The organism is Snodgrassella sp. W8158 (genome assembly GCF_016100435.1).
GTDB classification, from domain to species: Bacteria; Pseudomonadota; Gammaproteobacteria; order Burkholderiales; family Neisseriaceae; genus Snodgrassella; species Snodgrassella alvi.
Genome location: NZ_JACFSM010000002.1, coordinates 666240 through 693123, shown reverse-complemented (window position 1 = coordinate 693123; position 26884 = coordinate 666240). Strand labels below are relative to the sequence as shown.

The window sequence follows — 26884 nt, the reverse complement described above, 5'->3', positions numbered from 1 at the left end:
GTATATTTTCAAAATAACATATTGGAATTTCATTTTATCCGGATTTAACCATTTTAATAGGACTGAATAAAACCCGTTAATTGAGTATTAAATTTTTCATCTGCCTGATTTAATTTTATGCATGATTATTTGTCCTGTTATTATCATCTCAGATTTCTATAAATTCAGTATTAAAAAAGCTTTAACGGCCAAAAAATTACAATAACATTTTTAAATTAATTCAGTATAATGTGGTTATAGTAATTACAAATAAATATTTATCTGAAATTAACAGCAGTTTGTATGTCAAAAACTCTCGTAGTCAGTGGATGGTTACCGTGGTGGGTATTGGGTGTTTGCGGTTCTTATCTGCTGCCATCACCAGCGATTTTACCGTGGATATATGCTTTTTTTATTTTGTTAGTCTTCACAGTTTTTACGCGCTGGCAGGTTTTTTTGTTTGGTTGTGCTTTATGTGCCGGAATAATATTTGCATTATGGCGCACGGATAATTTATTACAAAATCAATGGCCGCTTACTGATAAAGCAAGTGTGCAAAATATTACGCTTACTGTAAGCGATATCCCGCAATATGAACAGCAACGCAGTCGTTTTGTGGCACAAGTTAAATTACCTGATGGCCGGCAACAGCAATGGCTACTGACTGATTATTCAAAACAACAATGGCCAGCAGGCAGCCGATGGCAAATAAAAGCAAAAGTGCGTGCCATAATCGGTGAAGCTAATAAGGTTGGTTTTAATCGTGAAGCATGGGCACTGGCTAATCATATCAGCGCTCAGGCTACTGTGGTAAAAGGTCAGCGCAGAGCACTTCCGGCTGCGTCCGGCTGGAAGGAAAAGCTCACAAGCTGGCGAGTTTGGTGCGGTGGCCGATGGGAAACACAATCTCAGATATATCCGCAGGGTGTAGCATTAATAAAGGCACTTACGATTGGCGAACAGTCTGCATTACCGGCTGAAGCATGGCAGGTATTCCGTCCTTTGGGTTTAAATCATCTGGTCAGCATTTCCGGCTTACATGTAGGGATGTTAGCCATGCTGGTCGCATGGCTGTGCAGCAAATGCTTACAATATCTTCCTTTTCAGATTTCACAACCATGGATACTGACACGCGGTGCAGCGGTAATTACTGCGATTGTATACAGTGCTCTGGCCGGATTTGCCGTGCCGACCCAGCGAAGTATGCTGATGATTATCATTCTGGCGCTGACGTGGCGGCGAGGGTATTTGCGAGCATTTCAAATTTGGTGGCTGACGATAGCACTTGTATTGCTGTTTGATCCTCTGGCCGTTCTTAGTGTTGGTTTCTGGCTTTCTTTTTTGTTAGTTGCAGTTCTGATGTGGGCAGGAGAAGGTGTAAATCATAAAATTAAATTGTTTCAGTTAGTGCAGGCACAGTGGGCTGCCGGGCTTGCTTCAGTCGTACTGGTAGCTTTCTGCTTTGGTTCAGTACCTGTCATATCGCCATTGGTAAATGCTCTGGCCATTCCTTGGTTCACACTGGTTCTGGTACCAATAGCATTATTATCAATGATTGTTCCGTTAGATTTCTTGCGTACTTTTGCTGCATATCTTACCGAAAAAACTATGCAGATACTGTACACAATAGCCGAATATGCGCCGGAATATTATCCCGCACATGCACCATTGGCTATGTGGTTACTGGCGATGATGTCTGTTTTAATTATGTTGCTGCCCCGGGGCTGGTATCTGCGTCCGCTATGCCTGCTTATCTTATTGTTAATGCTCAGCTACCGGCCGCCACGTCCTGCTCAGGGTGAAGCATTAGTTAGAGTATGGGACGTCGGGCAAGGTCTGGCTGTAAGCATTAGTACGGCCGGGCATGAATTATTATTTGATACAGGTACAGCATATGCTGCGCAATCGGTGTTATTACCTAATTTACGCGCAGCCGGTATCAGGCAACTTGATACGCTAGTACTCTCACATAATGATGCTGATCATGACGGCGGTGCTGTACTGATTAAAAAGCAGCTGCAACCTAAAAAAATCATCGCCGGACAAATCAGTGCATATCAGTTTCCTGTCCACCCATGTACAGCCGGAGCTAACTGGCAGTGGGACAATGTCTGGTTTGAATTTCTTAATCAGCCAGTAGCAACTAATAAAAAAGGAAAAAATGATTATAGCTGTGTTTTAAGAGTAGTCAGTGCTGATAAAGCCGTGTTGATAACCGGCGATTTAGGAAAAAAAGGCGAGCAGGCCTTGCTAAAAGCTTACGGAGATAAATTGTTTAGCCAGATTTTAGTTTTAGGTCATCATGGCAGCCGCTATTCAAGTGATGCAGCTTTTATCCAGACAGTTGCCCCTCAATATGCCGTGGCCAGTGCAGGCTTTGCAAATTCTTACGGTCATCCGCATATTCAGGTGCAAGCGTTGCTGGCACAAGAAAATATTAATCTTTTACGAACAGACCGGATGGGAGGAATGCAGTCAACGTTATCAGAACGAAATTTGAGCTGGCAGCCATTACAGGCTTATAAACCATACTGGCAACGAAAACCAATAAACCAAACATCACGGCTATAACAATTAAATGCCATAATGTCCTGGTGTATAATTATAAAAATCTGAAAGTAATCGGATAAAAGGAGTCTGTATGTATTGGCGGAAAATTTGCTATTTAGGCATAGTCGTTTTAGCATTGGCTGCTTGTGCTACACCTGAGCAAAAAGCTGCCCGTCAGGCCGAGCGTGCAGCGGCAGAAAAGGCTGCACAGCAAAAACTGCAGCTGGATCTGGCTGCACAGTGTGATACCCGGACTGCTGAATTAATGCAGCAACAAATGCAAAACCCGACATTTTTATCTGATCCTGCCAATGCCAAATTAGCAGAAGAATACCGGCAAAAAGTTAATTTGCCTATTTTTCAGAGTTGTTACAAGCTGGCATGGAATAATTATATTAACAAAATTAAATTGCAGCAGGCACAGAACTGGGCAATGCAGCGCAGATGGGATGATGATATGGACTGGATGATGTTCCGCCCGCGCTGGTGCCGGGGTGTTCATAACGGACGCTCATACGTTTATCGTTGCTGACATCCCGTTAATGAGCAATATAAAACAGGCAGGTACAGGCTGCCTGTTATGCTATTAGTCTATTTTACTGGCTTAATACATCTACACCTTTGGGCGGTGTAAATTTGAACTGATTGCGGTTAAACTGCGGATGAGTATTAAGCTGACTGAAAGTAATATTGGTCAGATTACCAAAACTGTCTTTCAGCTGCATATTGGCCAGATTGTCACCACGAAAACCAATACGAATATTCTGATAGCCTGTATCGCTTCGTTTTGGAATGGCCCGAACATAATCAATGCCATTACTGCTGCCATCATCTGACAAGGTATAATTGGCATTCAACGCTAATTTATTCGAAAGAATAGCTGCCGGAGAATCGCCAATGGTCTGATTCTGAGAGCGCTTGGTTACCTGAGCTAAGTCCTGATCATATAACCAGACAGTTTTACCATCACCAACAATAGTTTGCTTATATGGCTGTGTATATTCCCAGCGGAAAAGTCCCGGGCGCTGAATGGAAAATGTTCCTGAAGTAGTTTGAGTACGCTTTTTACTGTGAACAGTCTGACTAAACTGACCGGAAATACCATCTGTATCGGAATTGAATTTTTGCAGAGTATCAAGACCTCCGGCATAGGCCAGAGTTAAATTGACAGTCATAAAGCCGGTTAGTATTGCTTTACTCAAAATTCGCATTAATTACTCCTTTGATGAACTACTAAAGGATATTTTAGCTGCTCCTGAACAAAGATGAAACTAAATTAAGCTATTAATCTCTGTTTGTATAATTACAAAATAAATGAATAATGACAATAGTCTTAACAAATAAGGAATTTGAAAATATCTGGCGAATATATCAATCAATGATGGTATAGGGATTTCTTATTAGTTTACATAAAATTTCTAAGAATTTTCAGAAAATAAATTTGCTAATGAAAAAGCCTTAAGTGAAAAGCTCTTTCATCAGCAATATTGGTGCATTTAATGTTTAGCAGCCTGCTCAAAACGGGCTAAATTCTGTTTAGCCTGTTGAAGCTTTGATGTATTTTCGTTTAATTTATTTTGTAATTCAGCAGTTTTTTCTGTATCTCCTTTAGCCTGAGCCTTGGCTAGTTTACGCTGTGTTTCACTGATTTTGCTGTCTAATTTATTAATTTTCTGAGTGTATTTTTGTCGTAAATCATCATTTGAGCAATTTTGAATGATGTCTGCTTTTTGTGCATTCAGCCGGTTAATTTGCTTTTGATTATGGTTAGCCTGTGCATATTGCATTTGTTTTTCAATCTGTTGCTGTTTTTCTTTACAGGTTTGCCAATTATGATCAGCTAGTGCAGGAATGGAAACTGCTAAAGTCAAAGTTAAAAGAACAGCTTTTGTTGTGCGTGAATAATACATTTTAATCCTTTTATATATTAATAAATTGATATTGTAATTCATAATAGCTGATTAAAACCATTAATTGTTAAATCATATTAAATCGCGGTTTATTTAGCAGCGACAGGACATGTATACTCAATCATAATTTTGCCATAACGTAACTTCTATATATGTCTATTGTCTTATTACTCGAATCTGCTTTGTTAAGTTGCCAGCCTGAGGAAAAATGTACGCTAAGTTTAACTGCACAGCAACTGTGCTCAGATACACCTGCGAATAGTCTGAGAAGGGATGAAACAGGTGAAATAAAAGATTTTCGTCTGGCCGGACATCCACCGAAACCTGAGTTAGTGCCTCCCTCCAGAGTTACAAACAGAAATTTAACTACTATAGAAGGTTATGCAGCTTTGTTGCATGCAGTTTGTCATATTGAATTTAATGCAATCAATCTGGCTTTAGACGCAGCCTACCGATTCAGATTGTTACCGGAAGAGTTCACTCGTGACTGGGTACGGATTGCTGCTGAAGAAGCAAAACACTTTCAGCTTATGCGTCAGCGTTTGCAAGCAACCGGATATGATTATGGTGATTTTTCAGCTCATAATCATTTATGGGATATGGCTTATAAAACTGCATTTGATCCATTACTGCGCATGGCTTTAGTACCCAGAGTACTGGAAGCACGAGGGCTGGATGTAACACCCGGAATGCGTAAGAAATTTGCTCAAAAAGGGGATGATGAAACTTGTGCTGTATTGGATATTATCTATCGTGAAGAAGTAGGGCATGTACGTGCGGGAAATTACTGGTATCAGTATTTATGTAAACAGCGCGGACTTGAGCCACTGACATTATTTCGTCGCTTACTCAGTCGTTATGATTTATTTATTTTTCGCGGCTATGTTAATCTGGAAGCACGGGAACAAGCCGGTTTTTCCAGTTTTGAACTGGAAATGCTGGAAAATTTTGAGCAAAACCGCCAGACAGATATACATAACTGGCGGCAGGCTTTACAAAATTAAAAACAGCATATAGCCAGCTCTGACTATATGCTTATCTGCAAATTTATTTCATCGCACTGCATAAAGCATTTACATTATAACGGAACATATCAATGTATGTAGCTGCCGGAGCACCTTTGCTCAATGCATCAGAATAAAGACGACCAGATATTTTGGTTTGAGTCTCGCTGGCAATACGCTGAACCATCTTCGGATTTTTTATGTTTTCCATAAATATAGCTTTAATATGATCGCGCCGGATCTGGCTGATAATAGCGGCAACCTGACGGGCAGAAGGCTCTGCTTCGGTGCTCATACCTTGTGGCGCAATAAATTCAATCCGATAACGTTTTGCCATATAACCGAAAGCATCATGTCCGGTTAATACTTTTCGTTTTTCTGCAGGCACTGCACTAAACATTTTGCTTGCCCAGTTATTCAATCCGGCAAGTTGTTGCTGATATGCAGTCAGACGCTGCTGATAATAGGCTTTACCTTGCGGATCCACACTAATCAGAGCATTAGCAATGTTGCGTGCATATATTTGCATGAGAACAGGGTCATTCCAGACATGCGGATCGGTATGCTGATGATGTCCGTGACCGTCATCAGCCAGCATTAACGGCTTAATGTTCTGAGTAACAGTAAACAACGGTACCCGGCTTTGCTGAGCAGCACGCTGCAAAGCAAGAGGTTCAAGCCCCAGTCCATTAAGCAAAATCAGTTTAGCAGTACGCATGTCACGTAAATCTTTACTTACTAACTGATACATATGTGCATCCTGATCGGTACCAATCAGGTTTCGTACCTGTACTCGTTCACCGCCGATTTGCCGTGTAACATTTCCCAGAATACTAAAGCTTGTGATTACCGGTAATGGTGCTGCATGAATTATGCTGGCAAAACCAGTCAGAAATAAAGTTAACAGACAGATAAACAAACCACGTTTCATCAACTAATATCCTAAAATGAGTTTACTGAAAATTTTTCAGGCAATATGATGACGGTGACGTTTATATAACCGCCATAAAATACCGTTTTCACAACCAATAAATAAAGACAGAATATAAACAAAACCACAGCACAAAATAATTGCCGGACCTGAAGGCAGATCTATATAGTAAGAAAGCAGTAATCCGATAAATCCGCAAACTATGGCAATACCGGCAGCAATGGTCATCATACCGCCCATTGTTTTATGCCATAGCCTTGCGCTGATAGCCGGTAACATCATCAAGCCTACAGACATCAGGGTACCTAAGGCCTGAAAACCAGCTACCAGATTCAAAACGACAAGTATTAAAAAGATAATATGCCAGAGTGTCCCTTTTCCGTTTACGGCACGCAGAAACAGCGGATCGATACTTTCCAGCATTAGCGGCCGGTAAATAACAGCCAGTACCAGCATGGTTATACTGCTGACTACTGCAACCAAAGTTAAGGCTGCGTGATCAACCGATAAAATTGAGCCGAATAATAAATTCAGTAAATCGACGCTATTACCGCCACGACTGACCAATACCACGCCTAAAGCCAGACAGGTAAGAAAAAAAGCAGCAAAGCTGGCATCTTCACGTACATCGGCAAAGCGGCTGGCCAGACCGGCCAGTAATGCCATCAGTAAACCGGCAATAAAGCCGCCTAAACTCATTGCGGGCAGACTGAGACCGGCAATCATATAACCAGCCGCAGCACCCGGTAAAATTGCATGACCTAAAGCATCACCAACCAGACTCATGCGGCGCATCATCAGAAAAACCCCTACCGGTGCCGTCCCTAAAGCAAGAAATACAATAGAGCAGAGTGCATAACGCATAAAATCGTAATCAGCAAAAGGTTCTGTAAGTAAATGGACAATATTCATCAGTTTTACCTGTCACACCACTGGTTTTGTTCATATTGCTGCATAGCTGCCGCTGCCTTTTGCAGATTATTTTCTGTTATTACTTTATCCGTTTTACCTGCTGCAATTTTTTCACGGGCAATTAATAGGGTATTGGGGAAATAGGCTTGTACTTGTTCATAATCGTGCAAAACGGTAATAACAGTACATTTTTGTTGCTGCTGATATGTCTTGAGTATATCCAGTAAAACAAATGTGGTTGACGCATCGACAGCATTAAATGGTTCATCCAGTAATAATACACTTGCATTCTGAATCAGCATTCGCGCCAGCAATACACGTTGAAACTGGCCGTTGGAAAGCTGGGCAATACTGCGGTCTTTATATTGCAACATCCCTACCTGATTAAGTACATTAAAAATTCGCTGATACATGGTTTTAGATATACTGGCAAAAAAACCGGTTTCATACCATAAACCCATTGCTACCAGTTCAAATACACTCATCGGCTGGCTACGATCAATATCCGACTGCTGAGGCAGATAAGCAATATCGGAACGCTGTAATTTTCCCCAGCTAATTTGCCCGCTATCAGGGCGAACAAGATGCATAATGGCTTTAAGCAAAGTTGATTTACCCGCTCCGTTCGGACCAAATATAGCCCACATCTCATTCATATTAAAATCAATATTGATATGATGAATAGCCGGTCGATGTCTGTAGCTCACAGTAACATTTTCAAGCTGAATACTCATGATCCGCACACCGCCCATGCATACATTAACCAGAGTAAAACCAGAATCAGGCTTACCCATGACAGACGTTTTATTGCTCCGCAAAGCAAGAGTGAAAACATACTGAGCCTTTAATAACCAATCTTAATCAAGAATGTTACTATATAACATTACATAAATGATACCCTATAACATTATATATATGCAAAATGTTACTTAGTCTGTTCAGCAAATGCGAATGATTGGTGATGAGTTAGCATCCTGATGGGTAAACGATTAGGATGTAAAGCCTGTTGTAAGCGTACCGATAAAGGAGAGGGCAAACCAAGAATAGATGCAGCTATAGCTTCAGCGCATAGCGGAGCAGTAATCAATCCACGGCTGCCATGAGCGGTATTGATAAATGCTCCCGGCAGCCATGGACAGGGCTGGGTAAGCGGGTAGTTTTTATCCATACGTAACTGCGCATAATACTTGAACATAGCAGATGTATCGCCAATTGGTCCGACAACCGGTAAATGATCATAAGCATCACAGCGTATGGCTGCATGTCCCTGCAATGGGTTATCAGAATCTAAGTTAGCTGCAAGATGCGGCATCCATTGGCGTAATTGCTGCCAGTTTTCTTTTTCGTCTTCACTGGTTAAATCATCATTGGTTTGATTGGGATGAAAGGTAGCACCAAAACACAATTTATCACGCCATTGCGGGGTAATATAACTATTTGCACTCAATGCGCAGTGCGGCTGCACAGCCTCCTGTTTTATACTGGCTGTAGTCGTCTGACCGCGTATTTTATGAAATGGCCATCCGGCTACCGGATACAAAAAATTACTTTCGGCACCTGCACAAATGACAATATGTGATGCATTAAGTGAAAATACCTCAAGCTGATTCTGACAATCTATCTGCCATAAATCCTTTTGCCGGCAAATGGCATTTACTTTCGTTGTTGTTAATACCTGAATCAGCGGGTGCCTGAGCATATTCTGAATCCAGCTGAGAGGATTAATTGCTGCGCCATAAGGCCACCATAAACCACTATGCGGCAAATCTATACCGGCAATCTGACTGGCTTCTTCCTGTGTAACAGCATGAAATAATTTACTTTGCGGATTTTGATTAGCCAACAGCATATTACGTTGCTGTTCTTTTGAATTGTAATTCAGATGGATAACACCACAATCCAGCCAACCCTGACCGGCAGGCAAACAGTTGCTGAGCAGTGCCCGGCTGTAGCCATAGCCAGCTAGTAGTAGCTCAGTCTGAACCGTAGCATGGGCAGAAATTTTTGCGTATAACAGACCAAGATGATTGCCTGAGGCTGCGCTGGCAATTGTATGCTGTTCTATAACTGTTACTGCTATACCACGCTTTGCCAGAGCAAAAGCAGTGGCAGCTCCGGCAATACCTGCGCCAATCACCACCACGGATTTAACCGGTAATAAGTCCGGCAAGGTAAGCCATGGTTTATATCTGTATTCAGAATAAACGGGCGTCGTACTTGTACAGGCTATACCGGGATTAAACTGAACCCATTGTTCATATACATGCGGCTGAATAAAAGTAAATTTCCCTGCATGACGAAATGGATAACTAAATACCGGCTGGCGCTGCCAGAATATCCTGGCTTCAATCCAGAGCTGTACAATAATCTTGCCGGCATGTGATTGTGCAGTTAAAGATTCTGGCCAGTTTTGTGCAATTATTATGATTTCTGCCTGCTCATCACTACCAATCTTCTCAGCCAGTTCATCTGGCTTCGGCCACCCGTGGAAGGTATAAACGCTCATGGCTGACGAGCAGAGGTATGAGTTTCAGAAGAAGAACTGGCTCCCTGATTAAGCCATAACCATTGCTGCTGTAATGTTTGCCGCAAACTGTCCTGTTTTTGTTGTGAAGTGTGTAAACCGGCAGTCAGTTTCTGATAATCAATAGTAAAGGAAGGGCGGTTAAAAGTGCCATTAATGCGTAATGGCAGTAAATTTTGCTGCTGGGCACGCCGGGTAGCAATCAGCACATTATAATCCATTTGCTGCTGTAACCATTTAACACTACCCACACCTTTAATATCAAAGTTATCAGCATGCAATTCTATTCGTCCGTTTTTACTATTACCGTTCTCTACCGGAATAAACAGCTTAATAATTCTGAATGGTGTTTGGCTGGTCTCATTGTAAGCAACGGTAGTCTGATTTTCACCGTTTTGCAGAATATTATTGATATCGATCCCATTCCAGAAACCCTGATGGATTTGTAATTTAGCATTACCAGTCAGAGTCGACAGCCATTGATTACGGTTCATTCCATTACCATGTAACTCAAAATCGGCATCTGCAGTTCCATCAAGGTTATGCCAGCCAAATGTATCCTGAAGAAAAGATTTAATCTGCACGTTATTTACATGTTGCTGAATTTTCCAGCTCAAAGGATTGGCATTACTAATTTGTAACATTCCCTGACTGTTTCCGCCATACATGTGAATACTGAATGGTTGCAGTGTAAAATTATGCGCATCAATTGAAAGATTGGTTTTCAGCTGATTCAACTGCACTTTATGCGTCTGCAAAGAATCAATATTAAGCAGCATATTAACAGAACGGTTTTTAAACCAGTTTTGCCACAGCTTTTGCCAGTCAGACGGAAGTATACCGGTAGTATTATCTGTATACGGGCGCAGATTTAGCTGAACAAGATGAATATTTCCATTCACTTTTTCTGAATTTTTATCACTTTGGTAATTTAAGTTAATATCCACAGGCTGATTATCGAACTGACCTTGTAATACTAACTGTGCATTTCCGTTGTCATCTCCATGAAGACTGCCAGTCAGATCACTGATAAACCGTAAATAAGGCAGAGCATTAACAGCATCCTGATGGCTGTTAACCGATAAATTACTAATTTTCCAATGCCGCATATCCAGCCAGTTTAACTGACCGCTCACGGTTAAAGCAGTTTGATATAAATGACTTTGCCAGCCGCTATCAATCTGAAACTGTGATAAAGACCATTGATTCTGTATCCAGCTGGTATTACTGGCTGATAAAGTTGCATTAATCCCATTATCACCAATTTGTGCGGTAGCCACACCGTTCAATTGTGGTAATAAGAGTTTAGCCCAACCAAGTTGCCAGTTCTGACCATTACCTGATATATGCAACTGATTATGCTGACTGTGCCATTGCCATTGGACAGCAGTTGTCTGAAAAAGCTGCTGCTGAGGCAGCCAGCGCGCATCAAAATGCCATTGGCCATTACTATCGCCCAAAGAAGGTAGCTTAGTTTTTACTTCCAGATTGACATCCTGCCACTGCATAACCGCATCAGGACGGTAAACAGCACTTAGCTGACATTGCATAGTCTGCATGTATTGGCCGCTGAGCGTCCCATCCAGTTTAAGCAAACTGTTATTACCAAGATTATGCCATTGTAAATTTAGCTGATTAATTTTCTGAATATTTTGTCCGTCATTGATACGGAAGCTGGCATTTTCCAAAATAAAGCGATTAATTTTCAATTGATTATTTTTTTGTTGTTGTTCCCATAAATCGCTCAGATTCCATTGCCCCTGACTATCTCTAACAAGATTAACGTGTGCATTTGTAAGCTGTAATTTTTCAATTGTCATGCGACCAAACAAACTTTGCCACCCTAAACCAATTTTCATATCATCAATATGAATATCGTCGGCTTTGCTGAATTTATTTTTAATACGTACATTGTGCAAAGTAACTGTCGGGCGTGGAAACATAGCACGGTTTATATCCTGGTCAAAAACAACCTGATGGCCACTATTTGCCATCATGGCATTTGCCCGTTTATTAATTTCTTCTGCATTAAATAAATAATGCAAAACGGCTATATCAATGGCCAGCAAAAGGATAATGCTCAGGCAGCTGAATACGATCAGCTTCAACCAGAATTTGCCTGAATGCAATAAGGAAATCATATTGAATTAAAATTGGATTATTCTCAAAAACTTTGTTCTGATTTATCATCAGAACAAAGAAACAAAATATATTTTTATATAAAACAAATTCAATCAATAAAATAAAAATATCCTATTGATTAAATTAGAAGCCAACAATCAGCTTAGTCAATTAAGTAGACGAATCTATTGAAAGACCAGAGATTGTAAGATAAAGATAAATGCCAGCCTGTTTAACAGACTGGCTGCAAAACTAATGATGCATATGATGATTATCTGAAGCAGAAGAACCGACACTGACAGGAACATTAAGCATTAACGGTTTGGCATAACGAAAAGTTAAACGCACCGGAATTGTTGTTCCTTTTACTAAGGGCTTTTTTAAACCCATTAACATAATATGCATTTTCCCCGGTTGAAGCTGGGTCACCTTACCGGCAGGTAAGGGCAAACCTTGCGGTAAAGGGCGCATTTTCATTACGCCATCTACTTCGGTTGTTTCATGCACTTCACCAGACATTGCCACCGGGCTGGATACACTCAGTAAAACATCATCTTTACCTGAATGATTATCCAAATCCATAAATACACCACTGGAAGACATTCCCGGCACACTGAACCGTGCCCATGCATGATTAGCAGCAATACCTTGTGCCAATACCAAACCTGCATATGAAGCCAATAAAGTCGAAAACAAAATTTTTTTCATAATTATCATCTTTATAAAAGCAGATATAAAATTTGTTGTACCCGAATGACCTTAACCGGAGCAATTTGCCATAAAAACATTATACAGCTAAATGCGGAGCAATAATTTGTAAAAGCTGGGCAAGAATTTTGGGATTTGCAGCAACAATATCCCCACTATCCAACCAAGTTTGTTCACCATGCATATCAGTAACAATACCGCCAGCTTCCTGCACAATCAGAGCACCACCCGCAATATCCCAGGGTTTCAGGTTAAACTCAAAATATCCGTCAACTCTGCCGCAGGCAACATTACATAAATCCAGAGCAGCAGAACCTTCTCTGCGACCACCGGCTGTTTTAGCCAGTACGTCTTTTAAAATTGCCAGATAAGTATCCATCATGCTTTGGTCAACAACTGGAAAACCTGTGGCTATCAGGCTGCGCAATAAGTCACTTCGATTGCTAACCCGAATACGTTTATCATTAAGCAAAGCGCCCTGACCCCGGCTGGCAACATATAAATCATTCTGTTCCGGTGCATAAACCAGTGCTTCGGCTAAAGTACCTTTATGCAGCAAAGCCATAGAAATAGCATACTGTTTATGTCCGTGTAAATAATTGGTTGTACCGTCCAGCGGATCAATAATCCATTGATATTCCGCATTAGTATTACCTAAATGACCAACCTCTTCACTCAAAACAGCATGATGAGGATAGACTTCCTGAATAGTGTTAACAATAATATGCTCAGCCTCACGGTCTACATCTGAAACAAAATCATTAGCAGCTTTGTTATCAATTTTAATGTTGTTTAAATTGCTGCTGGCGCGATGCATCATTTGGCCGGCTTTGCGTGCTGCTTTCCACGCAGTAGTTAATATAGGATTCATGCTAATTCTCGAGATAGGGCTTAAAAGCTAAAACAGATATACAATGGGTATTTTAAAGAACAAATGCCGCATAGAAACACTGCGGCAATATAAACAGAATATTGCCAATTATACGACAAAAAGCGTTTTTGCCAAAATTATGCTCTCATAGCAGATTGAGAGGCCTGATTTTGCTATAATACGCAGAATTTCTGCATTCAGCAGATGTCTGTATTAATCACTGATATGAATAAACCTGTTCTACCGGATTTTCTCAACAACATTACTATTGTACTTAGCCGAACCAGTCATCCTGCCAATATCGGATCTGCAGCAAGAGCCATGAAAACAATGGGTTTAACCAGACTTACTCTTGTTGCACCGAATTTGATGCAGACGCCAATGACATCTGACCCTGCTAAGTTCGATTATGCCAATCCAGCTGCATTTGTATTACCTGAAGAAAGCTTTATCCTGGCCTCAGGTGCTCGTGATGTACTGGAAAATGCACGGATTGTCGCTACACTGGATGATGCTCTTGCAGATACTACTTTATCTTGCGCCTTAACCAGCCGGCGGCGTGAGTTGTCCGCTCCGCTACATACCCCGCGGGAAATCATGCCCTCATTAATTTCGGCAGCCGGTACAGGTCAGCAAATAGCACTGGTATTTGGAAATGAAACTTTTGGATTAAGTATAGATGAAGTTCAAAGTTGCAATCGTCTGATTACTATTAATGGTAATCCGGATTATTTTTCTCTTAATCTGGCCCAGGCGGTGCAAATTATATGTTATGAATTGTTCAGCCATGTTGATATCAGCATGACACATCTAAAACAAGAACAGAATCTGGCTACTCATCAGCAAACAAGCGGTATGGTAGAACATTTACAACAGGTAATGAATTTGGCCGGCTTCTTTAACCGGCGCAATGAAAAAAGGCTGATGCGACGCATGGCTGCAATGTTTGACCGTGCACAGTTAAGCACAGAAGATATCGATGTCTTGCGCGGATTCTACAATACTGTTAGTCAGCAATTACAAAAAAATCAAAATTAGTATTATATTGTAAATATTTGTCTGCAAAAGAAAAGGGTGCCAGTATGAATTATTCTTCAGATCCGATTTGGTGGCGTTTAAAAAAAACGATCGTACGCGATCTGGCCAGTCTGTTAACGGCACCACCTCCATGGATATCATCTGCCGAGATACCAGTTTCAGTACTATTGGGAGATGAAGGATTCCGATTTTTACTTTCTCTGGATGAGCAGCCTGAAAGCCTGTATTTATTTCTGAAAAAACATGGCGGATATCAGAGCCGCCTGGGCATTTATGCAGAACGTTTACTCAGGTATTGGTTTTTACATGCTCCGCACAGCAGACTGATTGCACATAATATGCAGGTTCAGCATAATCAGCAAACATTGGGGGCTTTCGATTTTATCGTACAGTTAAACGAAAGTATTTACCATCTGGAGTTAGCAACTAAATATTATGGCAGCCGGTCAAATCAACTTGAAAACTTTACCGGTCTGAATCCGACTGACCAGCTTATTAATAAAATGCATAAAATCCAGCAGCAGCTCAGGTTAAGCACGGAGCCTGCTGCTGAAAATATCCTGAAAGATTTATCTTTGGAGCATGAGCAATTGCAACATGCCAGCATTATTCGCGGTATGCTGTTTATGCCTGAACCACAGCAACAATTGCCAGCACCATTAAATTCTTTGAGCTGGCAAGGGTATTATGTAGAAAACTGGGATGAATTTAAATGCTCAGAAAATAGTCGTTTTTACGTACTTGACCATTTATCTTTTCTGTCTCCTGCACGCATCAGTAGTAATGCTATAGTTACCTTCAATCAGATTAAGCAAATCCGCCAGGGTATGGTTGCAGTGGTTGAAGAGCGTGCAGACGGCTGCTGGCATGAAGTGCAGCGTATAATGAAAACAAATTGTAAAAACAACTAAACCTGAACAGCGGCAAGTGTTTTTATCAGTACATAGGTTTTTGTAAGGGCTTATGGTACACTTGCCATTTAATTTTTGTCTGCATGAGTAAATGCCCGTGTGCGTACAGCCCAAAGCAGTAGCTTAAGACAAATGAAACCAAAACCAGATCAACTGACATCTAAGGGTTTACGATGAGCGTAACAGTAGAAAAATTAGATAATTTAGAGCGTAAAATCATTTTGGCTCTGAACTGGGAAGACATCAGAGCAAAAGTCAACGCACGCATGAAAGTAGCACAGAAACGTGCCCGTGTTGATGGCTTTCGTCCCGGTAAAGCACCGCTGAGAATAATCGACTCTATGTACGGCTATGGTATTCGTGACGAAGTACTGAACGAAATGACCCATAAAGCATTTGAAGATACCATTGTAGCTGAAAAACTAAAAGTTGCTGGTCTGAAAAGCCTGACTGCTTTGGAAGATGCCGATCAGGATGATGAAAAAGTTTATAAAATTGCCGTAGTATTTGAAGAATTTCCAGAAATCAAAGTCGGTGATTTAAGTAATCAGGAAGTAACGAAGTTCAGCACTGAAATCGGTGATGCAGAAATAGATAAAACTGTTGATATTCTGCGCCAGCAGCGTACCCGTTTTAATCATGTTGAACGAGAGGCACGTGAAGGCGATCGGGTTATTATTGATTTTGCCGGCAAAATTGACGGTGAAGCCTTTGCTGGCGGTACTGCTGAAAATTATCCGTTTATGCTGGGCAAAGGCCAGATGCTGCCGGATTTTGAAGCAGGTATTGCTGGCATGAAAGAAGATGATGTAAAAGAAGTTGCCGTTACTTTTCCGGAAGATTACCAAAGCAAAGAGCTGGCAGGAAAAAATGCAAATTTCACTATTACTCTGAAAAACGTTTCTGAAGCAGTTCTGCCCGAAGTAAATGAAGAATTTGCCAAGTCACTTGGTATTGAAGATGGTGATGTCGAAAAAATGCGTGCTGAAATCAAAAAAAATGTCAGCCGTGAAGTAAACCGTCGCGTTAGCGAAATGACTAAAGACAGTGCAATTAATGCATTACTGGCTGCAACACCGATTGAAGTACCTTCCTCACTGATTACAGAAGAAGCTAAAAGCATGGCAGCAAGAATGAAAGAAAATTTTGCTGCTCAAGGTATGGATCAGAAAGATCTGGAATTACCTCTGGACATGTTTAACGAACAGGCTAGTCGTCGTGTTGCCATCAGCCTGATTATGGGTGAATTGGTTCGCGAAGAAAAGCTTGAGCCAACAGAAGAGCAGGTGCGTAATGTTATTAATGAATTTGCTGATAGCTATGAAGATCCGCAGGAAGTTATCGACTGGTACTACAGCGACAGAAAAAATCTTCAGGCACCTACTTCATTAGCCATTGAGCAAAATGTAGTTGATTATGTATTAGGCAAAGCAAAAGTGACTGATAAAGTACTGACTTTTGATGAAGTGATGGGTCAGCAGGCCCAAGCCTGAATGTAAAATACATAATCTGATATGACCAAGCACCGAAGTAGTAGTAAAGCTGCTTAGGTGCTTTTATTTCAACTGAGGAAAAATATGTCACATATTGAAAATCTGGGTCTGGTACCTATGGTAGTAGAACAGAGCGGCCGCGGCGAACGTGCATACGACATTTATTCACGCCTGCTTAAAGAGCGCATTATTTTTATGGTAGGACCGGTGACCGATGAAACTGCCAATCTGGTGGTTGCCCAGTTATTATTTCTGGAAAGTGAAAATCCTGACAAGGATATTTCTCTTTATATTAATTCTCCGGGTGGCTCAGTTACAGCAGGCATGTCAATTTTTGATACGATGAATTTTATTAAGCCTGATGTAGCAACTTTGTGTCTGGGACAGGCTGCCAGTATGGGTGCTTTTTTACTTTCTGCAGGGGCTAAAGGTAAACGCTTTGCCTTGCCTAATAGCCGCGTCATGATTCACCAGCCGCTTATCAGTGGCGGATTAGGTGGTCAGGCCTCAGACATCGAAATCCACGCACGTGAATTACTTAAACTGAAAAAACAGTTAAATGAGCACCTTGCCCGTCATACCGGACAGAAACTTGAACAGATTGAAAAAGATACCGACCGTGATAATTTTATGTCAGCCGAAGAAGCGAAAAAATATGGTTTGATTGATGAAGTACTAGTCCATAGACCTAAATAGAATTTTTAGAAGCAGACAATTAGATAGTATATCTAATACATTAGAAAACGAAACCTTCGAACAAGGTTTCGTTTTTCATTATTGTACTTATGACATGTAAGCTAACAATATTTTTTATCTTAAACAAATAAATAAAATATTATTGTTTACGCTGATTACTTATACCCATCAGCATGGCTAAAATTACCATTACCGATAACGTAGCTGTACCACCATAGCTTACCAATGGCAAAGGCACTCCTACCACAGGTAAAATCCCACTAACCATACCCATATTTACAAATGCATAGCAAAAAAGGGTCATGGTTAATGCTCCAGCCAGTGTTCGGCAATATAAGGTTGGTGCTTTAAAGGTTATATAAAGGCCGCGCACGAGAATAAACGTATATACGGTTACCAGTAAAATATTTCCTATCAGGCCAAACTCTTCGCCAAACACTGCAAAAATAAAGTCAGTAGTTGATTCAGGAATATAATCTAAATGAGTTTGCGAACCTTCTAACCATCCTTTGCCCCATATTCCGCCAGAACCAATTGCTGTCATGGATTGGAGAATATGATATCCGGCACCCAGCCGGTCTTTAGTCGGATCCAGTAAAGTCAATACACGCATACGCTGATAATCATGCATACCGTAATTCCAGATCAATGGCAGCATGGCAACGAAACCAATAATTGCTGAAATGATGACTTTCCACGGTAAACCGGCAAAAAATATCACAAACAGACCTGAAGCCATAATCAGAGTAGCGGTCCCCAAGTCCGGCTGTTTTAAAATCAGTGCTACCGGAATGAATATCAGTACGAAAGCAATAATATAATGATACCAGCGAATATTACTTTCATTTTTTTGAAAGTACCACGCAATCAGCATCGGTACGGCAATTTTCATAATTTCTGACGGCTGAATACGAGCTACACCAACATTCAGCCATCGTGTAGAACCATTTACCGTAATTCCGGCAAAATGTACCCCAATCAATAGCAAAATCCCCAAACAATATGCAGGTAAAGCAAAATTACTTAATATCTGAGGAGGAGTACGCGCAATAACCCATAGTAAAATAAAACTTAGAATAGTATGCAGGGTCTTATTTTCAAGCTGACCAAAATCCTGACCATCGGCAGAATAAAGCAAAAACAAACTCATTACATAAATAATCAACATGGCATAAAAAAGCCATACATCCATCGGTGCCCAAAGTTTGATCCAGAGACGTTTAAACCATTTTTGTTCATTGATCATAGTTTATCTCACAGGCCTGGCTGAGGACGATAAGCACGCAATAACGGAGGTAAGTCAGTTTGACTATGCTCATTATGTTGTTTTGCATCCATCATGGCATTACTGGATAAATCATTCACCGGTAAGTCTGCAGAATTAGCTGCTTCTTTTGCACTGGGGAGATTTTTTAATTTCAAAAGATAAAAATCAGCTAATTGACGGGCCAGAGGAGCCGCTGTAGCACCCCATCCATTGTTTTCAAGAATAACCGCAATCGCTATCTGCGGCTTATCTGCAGGCGCAAATGCAATAAACCATGCATGGTCTCTCAGCTGTACTTTTAATGCTGCCGCATTATAACGTGCACCTTGTTTAATCTGCACCACCTGAGCTGTACCGGTTTTGCCGCCCATAGTATAAGCCAGACCCGAACCCACTGCCGCAGCCGTACCACCCGGTTTTAATACTTTTTGCATAGCATCTTTAACATATTCAAAATTGCCACGTTTGAAAGGGACAGTTCTAACCGGTTGCGGGTCGATTAAAGTCATTTTTTTCGAATTATGGTCAAGTAATGCCTGAACCAAATGAGGGCGGTAAACAACACCATCATTACTGAGAATTGCTGTAGCAAAAGCCATCTGCAGAGGAGTATACGCATTATAGCCCTGACCGATGGCCATGCTCACACTATCAGCCGGCTGCCATACACGTGCCTGAGGTTTAGAGCGGGCAAATCTTTTTTCTTTCCAAGCGCGTGTTGGCAATACACCAGCATATTCATGATTTATATCAATACCAGTCTGCTTACCAAGATTAAACTCAGCTAAATAAGGTGACATACGATCCACCCCCATTTCATAACCCAGACGGTAAAAAAATGTATCTGACGAAACCTGAATAGCTTTATTCAGATTGGCTGATCCATGACCACTTCGCGCAGCATCCCTAAACTGATGGGTTGATCCGGGAATACTCCAAAACCCCGGAGCAGGTAAAACTGTACTCTGAGTCAGTTTGCCACTTTCCAAAGCAGCCATTGCCAGAAAAGGCTTAAATGTAGATCCGGGAGGATACATACCCTGAGTCGCACGATTTAATAGCGGGTGACGCCAGTCTTCATTCAAACTTTTCCACGTATCAGTATCGATTCCGTCAATAAACAGATTCGGGTTATAGCTGGGTTTGGATACCATGGCCAGTATCGCACCCGTTTGCGGATTAATTGCAACTAAAGCACCACGTTTATCACCCATCAACCGGTCTGCTTCTTGCTGTACACGGATATCGAGTCCCAGGCGAAGCGTTTGTCCGGGTACTGCCGGCACTGTTTTAATAGTACGAACAATATGTCCCTGCGCATCCTTTTCAACTTCACGATAACCCGGAATACCATGTAATTGCCGTTCATAGTATTCTTCCAGCCCCATTTTTCCTATATGAGTGCTACCACGATACAGTGTCGTCAGTTCTGCTTTGTCAAGAGCTGCCATATCGCGGTCGCTGATCCGGCCGATGTAGCCTACGATATGAGCAAGTAATTCGCCATAAGGATAATCGCGAAATGTTCGCGCATTAATCTCAACACCCGGAAAACGATAAAGCTCAGCAGCCAGACGGCTGGCTTCTTCCATTGTTAACTTAAGTTTTAAAGGTACTTTTTCATAAGAACGGTATTCTGCACGAAATTTATTAAACCGCTTCATATCGCTGGGGGTAATGTCCACATAGTTGCGCAAGGCATTAATTGTATCTTCGAGTTTACCCGGTATCTGATTAGGAGTTATCTCAAGAGAATAAGCCGGATAGTTATGTGCCAGTACCACACCATTAACATCAACTATTTCTCCACGAATGGGTGGCGTAGGAATTAATGAGATACGATTATTGGTAGCAGCAATGACATATTCATCATATTTGATTACCTGCAAGTATACAAACCTGGCAATCAGCATAGAAAAACAAATAATAATCAAAGCAAAGGCTACTGCAATCCGTAAACCTAGATCGCCATTTTGCGCAGGTTTAGATACACGCTTTTTTTTAGTTCGGAATTGCAGTGCTTTCATAGACGTCTTGAATAGGCGAGATAAAGCATGAATTTAGATAAAAGAGGCCAGAGCAGAGCACTGATAAATGGTGAAACAAACAGATTCCAGCCACTAAAATGATGGGTCGAAAAGAAGTGTACAACCACTAAAATCAAAGTCATTAGCATCAGACTCCCGAAAATAGTCAGAGCCTGATAAGTATATGAATAGCCGAGCATCTGATGTCTGTTTTGTTCAATCAGATAGACAGCTGCCATCAAACCTAATGCGTGCTGTCCGAACGGAGTACCAATTCCCACATCCAAGAGCAGTCCTAATACAAAAGCCATACCGATACCAATATTTTGTGGTCGGTGCAAGCTCCAATACAATGTCATCATAGCTGTAAATGCAGGCAAGGAGCCAGCCAGAAGCTGGGGAAACGGAATCAGATCCAGAAATAATGCAATTACTAAGCTTAATACAATAAGCCTTTTTCTGGTATGGCGGTGCAAGCTGTCAACTTCAGTCATGATTGATGGATAAGGTATTAGTGGCTTTTGCATCAGCATAATGATCAACTATCTGCGCATGCTTTTGCGGGATAACCAGTACAAAATTACTATTGCGTAGTTGCGCTACAGGTTCAATCTGTGTCCGGTAATAAGGTGAACCATTACCACTCTGCGCTTGTATGACAGTGGCAATAGGTATCCCGGCAGGATAAATACTATCCATGCCTGAAGTAACCAGTAAATCATTACGTAACAGGCTGGCATTAGCCGGAAAGTAACGCAGATCCAAACTACCTGAACGGCCATAAACCAGTGTGCGTACTCCGGTACGCATTACCATCGCCGGAATAACTGCATTACTATTGGTAATTAGTGTCACTTCAGAACTCAATGGCTGAACAGCTGTAATCTGACCAATCAGACCATGTTCATCACTTACGGCATCACCCTGTCGAATTTGATGATGGCTGCCTTTATCTATAATGAAGCGGTCAGTCAGCGGATTAGTATCACTTGATACAATCTGTGCAACCTGCGCCTGAGGTAATGCTGCTTTCTGAAGCTGAGTCAGATGATCAAGACTGATTACTGACTTTAACTGTACGTCACGCTGACTAATTTGTAATTTAAGCTGCGCATTTTGAGCCTTCAACAATTTGTTTTCATCGCTCAGATTCTGCTGCTTTTCAAGAAACACCATACCATTAGATACAGCATTAACCGGCTGCATAGCCAGCCACTGTAACGGATATAATGCGGTACCGATATAATTGCGGCTAATTTTAACCACATCATACCGGTTATCAAGCAACAGCAATACAACTGCTAACAGTGACAGTACAACCAGTTTACTGGTACTGCGCAGACCATTGTGTACAAAATTGAGTGAAGGCTCTGCCATTATTATCTTATATCTGACAAACAGTGCTGCATTTACGGATTGGATACAAATACAGAGTTCATTTTACCAATCATATCCAATGCATGACCAGAACCCCGTGCAACACATGTCAGTGGGTCTTCTGCAATCATAACTGGCAAGCCGGTCTCCTCAGAAAGCAAACGATCCAAACCTTTAAGTAAAGCGCCGCCTCCGGTTAATACCAAACCACGGTCGGCAATATCCGCACCCAGCTCTGGGGGGGTCTGCTCCAAAGCATTTTTAACTGCCTGTACAATTTGGTTAAGTGGTTCAGTCAACGCTTCCAGAACTTCATTCGAACTGATTGTAAAAGCACGCGGAATACCTTCTGCCAGATTGCGGCCTTTTACTTCAATTTCTTTTACTTCCATACCAGGGAAAGCAGAACCGATATTTTTCTTAATTTCTTCAGCAGTAGATTCACCAATTAGCATGCCATAATTGCGGCGCACATAGTTAATAATGGCATCATCAAATGCATCACCACCTACGCGGATTGAGTGAGAATAAACCACACCAGATAAAGAAATCACACCAACTTCAGTTGTTCCGCCACCAATATCCACGACCATTGAGCCTGTTGGTTCTTCAATAGGCAAACCAGCACCAATTGCTGCTGCCATAGGCTCTTCAATCAGATTTACAATCGATGCGCCGGCTGCCAGAGCTGAATCACGAATAGCTTTACGTTCTACCTGAGTTGAACCGCATGGAACACAAATAACGATTCGGGGAGCTGTAAACCGGCTGTTGTTTACCTTTTTGATAAATTGCTTGAGCATTTTTTCAGTGACATTAAAGTCAGCAATCACACCATCTTTCATAGGTCGTATTGCCTGAATGCTTCCCGGCGTACGCCCCAGCATTTTCTTTGCTGCTGTTCCCACAGCCAGCATGCCGTTTTTAGCATTTATGGTGTCATTTTGCACGGCCACCACAGACGGCTCGTTTAAAACAATACCCTTATTTTTAATAAAAATCAAAGTGTTGGCGGTACCAAGATCAATAGCCAGATCATTGGATAAATATTTGGAAAAAAAGCGAAACATGAGGATGTCCTAATGAACTTTTAAATTATAAGTATGGCAAAAGCAGTTTTGCGGCGCACTGTACTCAGCAAATCAGTACGCCAAAGAATAGGGTTTTCGGTTATAATTCTATATTATGTAACAACCGAATCAGAACGCGCAATGATACCGCAGTTTGCCCGTTTTGCTAAATCAAATTTAAGGATTTTTGATGGCTTTAACATTAAGTGATGTAGATAAGCTCGCATGCCTCTCTCGCTTGAGTCTTTCAGTAGCAGAGCGAAACAACATGCTGACAGAGCTAAACCATGTATTCGATCTGGTCGAAAAAATGCAAGAAGTCAATACTGATGGGATTGAACCGATGGCACATCCGCATGAACTGGCCTTGCGTTTACGCGACGATGCAGTTACTGAAAAAGACGAGCATCATGCAATCCAATCATGTGCACCGCTGGTAGACAGGGGTTTATATCTTGTACCTAAGGTTATTGAATAACTCAACCCTTACCATAATGACTTGTTCATTCATATTTAAATTTATTGCAGGTAACTACAGACAGTGTTGCCTGAAAGTTATATAACCACTATGCCAAAAAATTATACATTAAAACAGTGCAGTAACTTACTGCAATCAAAACAGGCTTCAGCTGTCGAATTGGCGCAGGAGTATCTGGCTGCAATTGAAAGTGAAAATGCCAGTCTTAATGCCTATATAACACTGGATAAAGAACGCACTATTGCTGAAGCTAAGGCAGCTGACACACGTTTGGCGCAGGGTTCAGCAAATGTATTAACCGGTGTACCCATAGCCTATAAAGATATATTCTGCCAGCAGGGATGGCGCAGTGCTTGTTCCAGTAAAATGTTGGATACTTTTACTGCACCTTATACAGCAACAGTAGTTCAGAATTTGCTTGATGCAGGTATGGTAACCCTAGGCAGAACCAATATGGATGAATTTGCCATGGGTTCAACAACTGAGTCTTCTTACTATGGTATAACTCACAATCCGTGGCAGCTTAATCATGTTCCGGGTGGTTCCTCTGGTGGTTCAGCAGCAGCCGTGGCTGCGCGGCTAGCACCAGTTGCGCTGGGTTCAGATACTGGCGGTTCCATTCGCCAGCCTGCCTCACACTGTGGTATTACTGGTCTGAAACCCACCTATGGTGTAGTTAGCCGTTTCGGTATGGTTGCTTATGCTTCCAGTTTTGATCAGGCCGGACCAATGGCTCAGACAGCAGAAGATTGCGCCTTGTTAATGAATAGTATGGCGAGTTTTGATGAGCGGGACTCTACCAGTATTGAGCGTAATAAAGAGGACTATACCCGCGATTTAAATCAATCGTTACAAGGTTTAAAAGTAGGTCTGCCGCGCGAATTTTTTGGCGAAGGTCTAGACGTACAAGTACATGCATCAATTGATAGTGTTGTAGAAGTACTCAAAAAACTGGGTGCGGAAATTGTAGATATTACTTTACCACATACAGAACTATCCATTCCTGCCTATTATGTACTGGCTTCAGCTGAAGCCAGTACAAACCTATCACGCTACGACGGTGTTCGTTATGGACATCGCGCTGCTGAATTCGGTAATCTGGACGAAATGTACAGTAATACCCGTGCCGAAGGTTTCGGGGCTGAAGTAAAACGCCGCATTATGATAGGCACTTATGTTTTATCTCACGGTTACTATGATGCTTACTACCTGAAAGCACAAAAATTACGCAGAATGGTTGCAAACGATTTCCAGGCAGCATTAAAACAGTGCGATATTATTCTGGCTCCGGTTGCGCCAACTGCAGCACCATTATTAGAAAGCCATAATAGTGATCCTGTTGAAATGTATCTTTCAGATATTTACACCGTTTCTTTAAATCTTGCCGGTTTGCCGGGTATTTCTCTGCCGGCAGGATTTACCACAAGCGGATTACCCGTAGGCGCTCAGCTTATCGGTAATTATTTCGCAGAAAGCCGTCTGCTAGGTATTGCACACCAGATTCAGCAACATAGTGACTGGCATACCAGAACTCCATTTGTACAATAATTGCCAGTATACGAATTGAAAGAAGACAGAATGAATTGGGAAACAGTAATCGGTCTGGAAATCCACGTTCAGTTAAACACGCGTTCCAAAATTTTTAGTGGATCATCTACTGCATTTGGCGCAGCACCTAATGCTCAGGCCAATGTTGTGGATTGCGCGCTGCCTGGTGCCTTACCAGTAATGAATCGTGATGTGGTGAACCAGGCCATTAAACTTGGATTGGCTTTAGGTGCGAATATTAACCGGAAAAATGTTTTTGACCGGAAAAACTACTTTTATCCCGACTTACCTAAAGGTTATCAGATTAGTCAGCTTGATTTGCCGATAGTTGAGCACGGAAAACTTGAAATCGTGGTTGGTAATGAAGTTAAAACCATTAATGTTACCAGAGCTCATATGGAAGAAGACGCCGGTAAATCCATCCATGATGAATTTGAACACTATACCGGAATCGATTTAAACCGGGCTGGTACACCGTTACTGGAAGTAGTGTCAGAACCGGAAATGCGTTCAGCAGCAGATGCTGTTGCTTATGCTAAAACAATGCATAGCCTGGTAACCTGGTTAGGCATATGTGACGGTAATATGGCAGAAGGTTCTTTCCGTATTGATGCCAATGTTTCAATACGTCCGAAAGGACAGACTGAGTTTGGCACCCGTTGTGAAATTAAAAATCTGAACTCATTCCGCTTTCTGGAACAAGCCATTAATTATGAAGTGGAACGACAAATTGAATTAATTGAAGACGGCGGTAAAGTCATTCAGCAAACACGTTTGTTTGATCCGAACAAGGGTGAAACTCGCGCCATGCGCAGTAAAGAAGATGCTCATGATTATCGTTATTTTCCTGACCCTGATTTATTACCAGTGATCATTACCGATGCCATGCTGGATGCAGCTAAGGCAGGCATGCCTGAACTACCTAAAGAGATGGCCGGCCGTTTTATCGATCAATATGGTATTTCTGATTATGATGCACGATTATTAACCAGCAATCATATACAGGCAAACTGGTTTGAGCAGGCTGCAAAACTTCATGGTCATGGTAAACTGGTTGCTAACTGGATGCTTGGAGAACTTGCAGCTGCTCTGAATAAAGCCGGAATAGATATTTCTGAAAGCCCGATTAGTGCTGAGCGTCTTGCCGGTTTAACAAATAGAATTGCGGATAATACCTTAAGCAATAAACTGGCTAAACAGGTATTTGAAACCATGTGGAACAGTGATCTTACTGCTGATGCCATTATCGAACGTGATGGTTTGAAACAGATGACGGATACAGGTGCCCTTGAGAAAATTATTGATGAAGTACTCGCTAATAATCAGAAATCTGTAGAAGAATTCAAATCCGGCAAGGAAAAAGCATTTAATGCTCTCGTAGGGCAGGTAATGAAGGCTTCTCGCGGTAAAGCCAACCCTCAGCAAGTTCAGTCTTTACTGCATAGCAAACTGGCATAAGCAAGATAAGG

24 protein-coding genes are annotated in these 26884 nt (G+C 41.6%); 10 read left to right on the top strand and 14 right to left on the bottom strand.

Translation table 11 applies throughout. From position 1 onward, the window contains the following. Window positions 1–282: 282 nt before the first annotated feature. Together H3V11_RS07665 and H3V11_RS07660 are read left to right on the top strand one after the other, a co-directional pair. Window positions 283–2550, top strand: coding sequence for a DNA internalization-related competence protein ComEC/Rec2 (locus tag H3V11_RS07665; protein ID WP_198224109.1), 2268 nt, complete (start codon window positions 283–285; stop codon window positions 2548–2550). Window positions 2551–2620: 70 nt separating this feature from the next. Next, window positions 2621–3061: a hypothetical protein gene (locus tag H3V11_RS07660; protein ID WP_025330718.1), complete on the top strand. Its 441-nt coding sequence runs from the start codon at window positions 2621–2623 to the stop codon at window positions 3059–3061. 64 nt (window positions 3062–3125) lie between these two features. Here H3V11_RS07660 and lolA read toward each other — a convergent pair whose 3' ends face one another. Next, window positions 3126–3740, bottom strand: coding sequence for an outer membrane lipoprotein chaperone LolA (gene lolA / locus H3V11_RS07655; protein WP_025330717.1), 615 nt, complete (start codon window positions 3738–3740; stop codon window positions 3126–3128). A gap of 285 nt (window positions 3741–4025) precedes the next feature. Beyond that, the gene (locus tag H3V11_RS07650; RefSeq protein ID WP_025330716.1) at window positions 4026–4439 is read right to left on the bottom strand and encodes a DUF1090 domain-containing protein; all 414 of its coding nucleotides are present in this window, start codon (window positions 4437–4439) and stop codon (window positions 4026–4028) included. 152 nt (window positions 4440–4591) lie between these two features. Between H3V11_RS07650 and H3V11_RS07645 the strand changes: the two genes are divergently transcribed. Then, window positions 4592–5443: a ferritin-like domain-containing protein gene (locus H3V11_RS07645; protein WP_025330715.1), complete on the top strand. Its 852-nt coding sequence runs from the start codon at window positions 4592–4594 to the stop codon at window positions 5441–5443. A 43-nt stretch (window positions 5444–5486) separates the two neighbouring features. On the opposite strand, the gene H3V11_RS07640 is transcribed toward H3V11_RS07645, so the two are convergent. The 7 genes from H3V11_RS07640 to H3V11_RS07610 form a co-directional block, all read right to left on the bottom strand. Continuing rightward, window positions 5487–6374 carry a metal ABC transporter substrate-binding protein gene (locus H3V11_RS07640; RefSeq protein ID WP_198224107.1) on the bottom strand — a complete coding sequence of 296 codons (888 nt, stop codon included), beginning with the start codon at window positions 6372–6374 and terminating at the stop codon, window positions 5487–5489. A 36-nt stretch (window positions 6375–6410) separates the two neighbouring features. Next, on the bottom strand, window positions 6411–7286 hold the full coding sequence (locus tag H3V11_RS07635) for a metal ABC transporter permease (RefSeq protein ID WP_198186051.1): 876 nt from the start codon (window positions 7284–7286) through the stop codon (window positions 6411–6413). Window positions 7287–7291: 5 nt separating this feature from the next. Then, the gene (locus tag H3V11_RS07630; RefSeq protein ID WP_198224298.1) at window positions 7292–8020 is read right to left on the bottom strand and encodes a metal ABC transporter ATP-binding protein; all 729 of its coding nucleotides are present in this window, start codon (window positions 8018–8020) and stop codon (window positions 7292–7294) included. 191 nt (window positions 8021–8211) lie between these two features. After that, entirely contained in the window at window positions 8212–9792 is a 1581-nt protein-coding gene (gene mnmC, locus H3V11_RS07625) for an FAD-dependent 5-carboxymethylaminomethyl-2-thiouridine(34) oxidoreductase MnmC (protein ID WP_198224105.1), read from the bottom strand. Further along, a complete protein-coding gene (locus H3V11_RS07620; protein WP_198224103.1) occupies window positions 9789–11918 on the bottom strand; it encodes an AsmA family protein in 2130 nt (709 codons plus the stop codon). Before H3V11_RS07620 ends, mnmC begins: the two co-directional genes overlap by 4 nt. A gap of 265 nt (window positions 11919–12183) precedes the next feature. Then, window positions 12184–12639 carry a copper chaperone PCu(A)C gene (locus tag H3V11_RS07615; protein ID WP_157784901.1) on the bottom strand — a complete coding sequence of 152 codons (456 nt, stop codon included), beginning with the start codon at window positions 12637–12639 and terminating at the stop codon, window positions 12184–12186. Window positions 12640–12718: 79 nt separating this feature from the next. Further along, on the bottom strand, window positions 12719–13510 hold the full coding sequence (locus tag H3V11_RS07610) for an inositol monophosphatase family protein (RefSeq protein ID WP_198206504.1): 792 nt from the start codon (window positions 13508–13510) through the stop codon (window positions 12719–12721). Window positions 13511–13714: 204 nt separating this feature from the next. Here H3V11_RS07610 and H3V11_RS07605 point away from each other — a divergent pair, with 204 nt between their 5' ends. From H3V11_RS07605 to clpP, 4 genes are all read left to right on the top strand, one after another. Further along, the gene (locus tag H3V11_RS07605) at window positions 13715–14548 is read left to right on the top strand and encodes an RNA methyltransferase (RefSeq protein ID WP_232335785.1); all 834 of its coding nucleotides are present in this window, start codon (window positions 13715–13717) and stop codon (window positions 14546–14548) included. Between the two features lie 44 nt (window positions 14549–14592). Next, window positions 14593–15459 carry a DUF1853 family protein gene (locus tag H3V11_RS07600; RefSeq protein WP_198224101.1) on the top strand — a complete coding sequence of 289 codons (867 nt, stop codon included), beginning with the start codon at window positions 14593–14595 and terminating at the stop codon, window positions 15457–15459. Window positions 15460–15632: 173 nt separating this feature from the next. Then, window positions 15633–16952 carry a trigger factor gene (gene tig / locus H3V11_RS07595; protein ID WP_198224099.1) on the top strand — a complete coding sequence of 440 codons (1320 nt, stop codon included), beginning with the start codon at window positions 15633–15635 and terminating at the stop codon, window positions 16950–16952. 84 nt (window positions 16953–17036) lie between these two features. Then, the gene (gene clpP, locus H3V11_RS07590; RefSeq protein ID WP_025330704.1) at window positions 17037–17648 is read left to right on the top strand and encodes an ATP-dependent Clp endopeptidase proteolytic subunit ClpP; all 612 of its coding nucleotides are present in this window, start codon (window positions 17037–17039) and stop codon (window positions 17646–17648) included. Window positions 17649–17787: 139 nt separating this feature from the next. Here clpP and rodA read toward each other — a convergent pair whose 3' ends face one another. The 5 genes from rodA to H3V11_RS07565 are packed head-to-tail and all read right to left on the bottom strand — an operon-like array spanning window position 17788 to window position 23389. After that, window positions 17788–18894, bottom strand: a complete 1107-nt coding sequence (gene rodA, locus H3V11_RS07585; RefSeq protein ID WP_041880167.1) for a rod shape-determining protein RodA — start codon at window positions 18892–18894, stop codon at window positions 17788–17790. Between the two features lie 8 nt (window positions 18895–18902). Then, window positions 18903–20942, bottom strand: a complete 2040-nt coding sequence (mrdA, locus tag H3V11_RS07580) for a penicillin-binding protein 2 (protein ID WP_198224097.1) — start codon at window positions 20940–20942, stop codon at window positions 18903–18905. Beyond that, window positions 20939–21436 (bottom strand): rod shape-determining protein MreD, encoded by a 498-nt coding sequence (mreD, locus tag H3V11_RS07575; protein WP_198224095.1) that lies wholly within the window; start codon window positions 21434–21436, stop codon window positions 20939–20941. The genes mrdA and mreD overlap by 4 nt, the downstream gene beginning before the upstream one ends. Next, entirely contained in the window at window positions 21429–22319 is an 891-nt protein-coding gene (gene mreC / locus H3V11_RS07570) for a rod shape-determining protein MreC (protein WP_174830118.1), read from the bottom strand. Before mreC ends, mreD begins: the two co-directional genes overlap by 8 nt. 32 nt (window positions 22320–22351) lie before the next feature. Further along, window positions 22352–23389, bottom strand: a complete 1038-nt coding sequence (locus tag H3V11_RS07565) for a rod shape-determining protein (RefSeq protein ID WP_025330699.1) — start codon at window positions 23387–23389, stop codon at window positions 22352–22354. A 190-nt stretch (window positions 23390–23579) separates the two neighbouring features. Here H3V11_RS07565 and gatC point away from each other — a divergent pair, with 190 nt between their 5' ends. The 3 genes from gatC to gatB all read left to right on the top strand — a co-directional run bounded on the left by gatC (window position 23580) and on the right by gatB (window position 26873). Next, window positions 23580–23867, top strand: coding sequence for an Asp-tRNA(Asn)/Glu-tRNA(Gln) amidotransferase subunit GatC (gene gatC / locus H3V11_RS07560; protein WP_198224092.1), 288 nt, complete (start codon window positions 23580–23582; stop codon window positions 23865–23867). Window positions 23868–23957: 90 nt separating this feature from the next. Continuing rightward, a complete protein-coding gene (gene gatA, locus H3V11_RS07555; protein ID WP_198224090.1) occupies window positions 23958–25415 on the top strand; it encodes an Asp-tRNA(Asn)/Glu-tRNA(Gln) amidotransferase subunit GatA in 1458 nt (485 codons plus the stop codon). 15 nt (window positions 25416–25430) lie between these two features. After that, window positions 25431–26873, top strand: a complete 1443-nt coding sequence (gatB, locus tag H3V11_RS07550; protein WP_255516520.1) for an Asp-tRNA(Asn)/Glu-tRNA(Gln) amidotransferase subunit GatB — start codon at window positions 25431–25433, stop codon at window positions 26871–26873. Window positions 26874–26884 lie beyond the last annotated feature (11 nt).